Origin of the sequence: Methylocaldum sp., from assembly GCF_039794385.1 — a bacterium.
GTDB lineage: Bacteria > Pseudomonadota > Gammaproteobacteria > Methylococcales > Methylococcaceae > Methylocaldum.
The window spans coordinates 1-4,638 of the sequence record NZ_JBDIVO010000358.1; the positions used below are offsets into that span (position 1 = coordinate 1).

At 60.0% G+C, this 4,638-nt stretch carries 4 protein-coding genes; 1 reads left to right on the forward strand and 3 read right to left on the reverse strand.

The window, feature by feature from the left end:
• Nucleotides 1–585 precede the first annotated feature (585 nt).
• From ABJK70_RS20640 to ABJK70_RS20650, 3 genes are all read right to left on the reverse strand, one after another.
• Nucleotides 586–1,185, reverse strand: coding sequence for an HD domain-containing protein (locus tag ABJK70_RS20640; protein ID WP_086133533.1), 600 nt, complete (start codon nucleotides 1,183–1,185; stop codon nucleotides 586–588).
• 111 nt (nucleotides 1,186–1,296) lie between these two features.
• Nucleotides 1,297–2,214 (reverse strand): threonine/serine dehydratase, encoded by a 918-nt coding sequence (locus ABJK70_RS20645; protein ID WP_347258960.1) that lies wholly within the window; start codon nucleotides 2,212–2,214, stop codon nucleotides 1,297–1,299.
• Between the two features lie 198 nt (nucleotides 2,215–2,412).
• On the reverse strand, nucleotides 2,413–2,976 hold the full coding sequence (locus tag ABJK70_RS20650; protein ID WP_077730622.1) for a hypothetical protein: 564 nt from the start codon (nucleotides 2,974–2,976) through the stop codon (nucleotides 2,413–2,415).
• Between the two features lie 258 nt (nucleotides 2,977–3,234).
• Here ABJK70_RS20650 and ABJK70_RS20655 point away from each other — a divergent pair, with 258 nt between their 5' ends.
• On the forward strand, nucleotides 3,235–4,245 hold the full coding sequence (locus ABJK70_RS20655; protein WP_347258961.1) for a PQQ-dependent catabolism-associated beta-propeller protein: 1,011 nt from the start codon (nucleotides 3,235–3,237) through the stop codon (nucleotides 4,243–4,245).
• The last annotated feature ends 393 nt before the right edge of the window (nucleotides 4,246–4,638 follow it).

Sequence of the window (4,638 nt, forward strand, 5' to 3'; positions counted from 1 at the left end):
GACATCCTTCTTTTCAACCTTGCTAAAAGCTTGCTGCACGACTCCGGCTCACCGGTTGCTCTCGGCCGGAGACGAACGTGCTGATCGTGGGCATTGGTCAAACAAGAAAAGCATGTCTTTTGCCCATTGATCAATAGCCAGAGCATTTTCATACCTAGTGTACGGGCACTCGCGCGTAGGTCGGGAATCCCTTCCAATCGCAAACGGTCATCCGGGGAGCACCCGAATGACCCTTCCAATCGCAAACGGTCGCTTTAGTCGCGACCCTTCCAATCGCAAACGGGCCTTTAATCGGCCCCTTCCAATCGCAAACGGTCGGCCTGGGAGCGCCGAAGCCGCCGTTCCCGACGGTGCCGTTGGGCCAACGGGTTCGTCGGCAAAGGATTGCCGACCTACGAAAGCTTGAGTCGATCTACCCTGGCCGAAGGTACCAACGACTCCTGCCAGGCCTGTTTTGCCGTACGAGCGCGATGAAAACGCTCTAAGAGCCTATCTCAGTAGGCCGTTCGCCCTGAGCCCTTCGACTCCGCTCAGGACAGGCCGGTCGAAGGGTTTCGGGGACCTACTGGGATAGGCTCAAAATCGCTATTCTTTGCCCGGAAGCAGATAATCCCGCTCCACCGCCTCGTCGATTAGTCCTCGGGCATAGTCCCATAGCGCGGTGGAACCGGCGGCGATGCGGGCATTGGCCGCCAACACCTGGTCGGCGGTGACGCCATGGTGCCGCCAGGCGCGGCCTTCGGTCAGGAAGTTGTGCAACAAAGGCATGAGTCGATCTAGAGACGCCGCAAAGCGGGCTTCGGTCGTCTCGCCCATTTCAAACTCTTCCCACAGCGCCCGCAGTTCCGCCGCCTGATCGTCCGGCAACATCCCATAAATCCGTTCGGCCGCCTGCCGTTCCCGTTCGGGCTTGCTGACGTTTCCCGCGACATCGTAGATCAGAACGTCGCCGGCATCGATTTCGACCACGTCATGGAGCAGCAGCAGCTTGACGACCCGCGCGAGGTCGAGGTCCATGTCGGCGTTGGCGTGCTCGGAGAGCACCAAGGCCATCAGCGCGACATGCCAGCTGTGCTCCGCCGAATTCTCCCGGCGCGAGCCGTCCGCCAGCCAGGACTGGCGAACGATGGTCTTGAGTTTGTCCAACTCGACGATGAAGCCGATTTGCCGTTTCAGTCTGTCCATGGGGAATCTCTACAAGGGGATTGATGGAGGATCGTAGGATGGGTAGAGCGGAGCGAAACCCATCGGAATCGAAAGCCTCGCAATGATGGGTTTCGCTCCGGTCTACCCATCCTACCGCAGCAACGTCCGATAAACCTCCCCATCCACATTCCCGCCGCTGATCACACAACAGACCGACTGTCCGCGGAAGCGTTCCGGTTCGGTCAGCAGAGCGGCCACGGCGAGGGCGCCGGTAGGTTCGGCCTTGAGATTGGCGAGTTCGAACAACAGCTTGACGCCCTGGGCAATTGAGGTTTCCGGTACCTCGACGATGCCGGCAAGCCCCGTATGCAAAATTTCCCAGTTGCGCCGGCCCAGGCTCAGGGTGCGCGCGCCGTCGGCGAGGGTTTGCGGTTCGGATTCGTTAACCACGATGCGCCCGGCTCTCAGAGAGCGTGCGGCATCGTTGCCCAGCAGCGGTTCCGCGCCGATCACGGGCGTCGATCGGCCGGCGCGACGCAGTCCCGTGATCAGACCGGCAGCGAGGCCGCCACCGCCCACGGGCGCGACGACCGCGTCGAATAGGTCGCCCAGAGCGGCAATTTCCTCTCCCAGGCTGGCATTGCCTTCGATTACCAACGGATCATCGTAGGCGCTGGCAACATAGGCATCGGGGCAGTCTGCGGCGAGTTCCGCCAGCCGTTCGGCCCGGCTTTTCACGCTTGTGTCCACTTCGTCTATCGTACCCCCGTATTCCCGCACCGCGTCCATTTTGACCCTGGCCGAAGTCGCCGGCATGACCACCCGGCAGGACTTGCCCAGCAGCCCGCAGGCATAGGCCAGCGCCTGTCCGAAGTTGCCGGACGACGCGGCGATGATCTGCCGTTGAGGGACTTTCGAAGCCAGATGGTAGGCGGCGCGGAACTTGAAACTGCCGGTGTGCTGGAAGGTTTCGCTGACCAGGGTAAGGTTCGCACCGACTCTTCGGGAGAGACGCGGCGCTGCGATTACGGACGTGGGATGCAGGACTGCGTTGAGGGATTGCGGCATCGTGGATACGTATTTGATTCAGGGCTTGGAATGATCTGCGGACCGGTCTGTTTGCCTTCGGTTCGTAACGCGTCGCCCCATCGCGCTGTGTCGCGATGGAAACGTTTCGACGGCACCCTAGACCTATCGCAGTAGACCGTTCGCCCTGAGCCTGTCTAAGGGCCTATCGTGAACCTGTCGAACTGTCTCTGATCGGTTCTAAGGCGACCGCTTCAAACTCGTCATCTGCTGCAGTGCTTCCCGGTGACCGAGCCGGCTTTGGCGCAAATTGACATACCATTGGCAATAGGCGCCGTAATTGCCGACCACACTGGCCTTGGCCACATCGGTCATGCCATCCAGCAGGGTCAGGAGAGATTCGCGGATATTCTGCTCTGCCAGCAGGTCCCGTGTTTGTACGGTTCGGTTGGCGACCATCCGTCGGTCTTCCTGCGTGAGCTTGGCGAGGAGTTTGATGCGTTGCTCGTATGCCGCCACGTCGCCGGGCGTCGGCCGATAGGAAGAGTCGTCGCGGTGTTCCTGAAGTGCCAGCCATTCGGCTGCGACGTCCTTCTCCGCCAGGTTCAGGAATTTTGCTTTGCGCAACTCTGCGAGTCGGTCGGAGCGCGTCAATGGCGATTCGACAGCGGCGGGGATGTTCTGGCTAGAGGAAGAATCCGGACTGTCGCATCCGGCTGCGACGATGACAAGGCCCATGGCGATCACCGGGTTGCTGAGCTCCCGGAGCGGCTTCGTACCGCGAAAGGGTTTTGATTGAGTCACCGGCTACTCCGAAAAGTTGGCGTCAGATCAGAGCGAAAAGGTTACCACAGCGAGCGCGAAATCCTGGTGCGGAAGGCATCGGGAATGTCCTTGCTTCGAAAATAAAGGATATTTTCCTTGCATCTTCGGGAGAGTTACCCGACATCCCTCGTGGGTCGCGACCGTATCGACGGGTATCCTACCCGGATGCCTGCAGCTTACCGCCATCGCTCATGCGGTGGTAACCACCCTTTTCCTTTTGTTTCGAATACGTCCGACATGTTCCATAAAAATTGCCCATATCTGTTGCGCCTGCCGCAAGCTTTCCGCCTACAAAGACTCGTTCCCTGCATACTCGCCTCGGCCGTGATATTGCCCGCCCATGCAGACTCCGTTTTTGTAACCCTGGAGAAGGACAATGCCGTAGTCGAAGTGGATGGGGCCACCGGCGAAGTCCGGCGCACGGTTCCGGTAGGCAAGCGGCCCCGAGGTATCCTGGCCGGACGCGATGGCCTGAAGATTTTCGTGGCAACCAGCGAGGGCAATGCGATCGCTGTCCTGGATACCCGCACTCTGGAACCCGTCGGCCGATGGCCGGTCGACAAGGACCCGAAAACCTTCACGCTGAACCCCCTCGAAACCCGCTTGTTCGCATCCAACGACGACGACAACCAGCTGACCGTGGTCGATGTCGAATCGCGCCAAGTGTTGAAGCGCATTCCCATAGGCAAGGAACCGGAGGGTGTTTCGATCAGCCCCGATGGGCGTTGGGTCGTCAGCACCAGCGAAGCCGACAATACCGCCACGTGGATCGACACCACCAGCCTGGAGCCGCTGGAGCGAACGCCGGTCGACCCGCGACCTCGCTACTCGCGCTTTACCGATGACGGTGAACAGCTCTGGGTCAGTTCGCATGACGGCCAGTCTCTGACGATTATCGAAACGGCAACGAAGCGTCCGATCAAGACAATTACCTTCAAGATTCCCGATGTCGCGGACCGTGATATCGGAGCCGTGGGTATCCGAATCGACCGGGATCGCCGCTACGGTTATGTTGCTTTGGGCCGGGCCAGCCGGGTCGCCGTCATCGACGCCCGTACGCTCGAAGTGGTTCGGTACATTCCGGTGGGACAAAGGGTCTGGAATCTCGAATTCTCGCCGGACCAAAAGCGGCTTTATACCGCGAACGGACTCAGCAACGACCTCTCCATCATCGACCTCTCGACCTTCGTCGTAACGAAGACGGTTCCGGTCGGAAACGGTCCCTGGGCGATTGCCGTGCTTCCGTAACTCGTTCGGAGCTTTTCCCACAGTTCATTCGTGACAGCGCCGTGCGTTGCCCGGTTCCGTCACGATTGGGAACCTTCTTCAGTTCAGGCGTCTTTTCCCCGTTTATCGCACAGATTCCGCATTCGTCGGGCGTCTGGGGGAAGCCGAGGACCGTCTTTTTTCGGCGGATCGTAGACTTACAGTGAACGGCGCCCCGCTAATTCAAGCATGGTCGGAAACTAACGCTCTAAGCCATCGAACGTTAGTCAAACAATGAAAGCGTGACTCCTATTAACCCGGCCTATAAATATAGGCCGGGTTAATCCGGGGCAGGGATGCCCCGGCGCGGCGACAAGCCGCGTGAGCCCAGGCCGGGCGTGTACCGGGCCTGGGCGGCGGCCCGAAATACCAGGA

What these genes read in the sequence shown, in the direction of transcription:
- ABJK70_RS20640 (WP_086133533.1), bottom strand. Translation starts at nt 1,185, where the DNA reads ATGGACAGACTGAAACGGCAAATCGGCTTCATCGTCGAGTTGGACAAA.
- ABJK70_RS20655 (WP_347258961.1), top strand. Translation starts at nt 3,235, where the DNA reads ATGTTCCATAAAAATTGCCCATATCTGTTGCGCCTGCCGCAAGCTTTC.
- ABJK70_RS20645 (WP_347258960.1), bottom strand. Translation starts at nt 2,214, where the DNA reads ATGCCGCAATCCCTCAACGCAGTCCTGCATCCCACGTCCGTAATCGCA.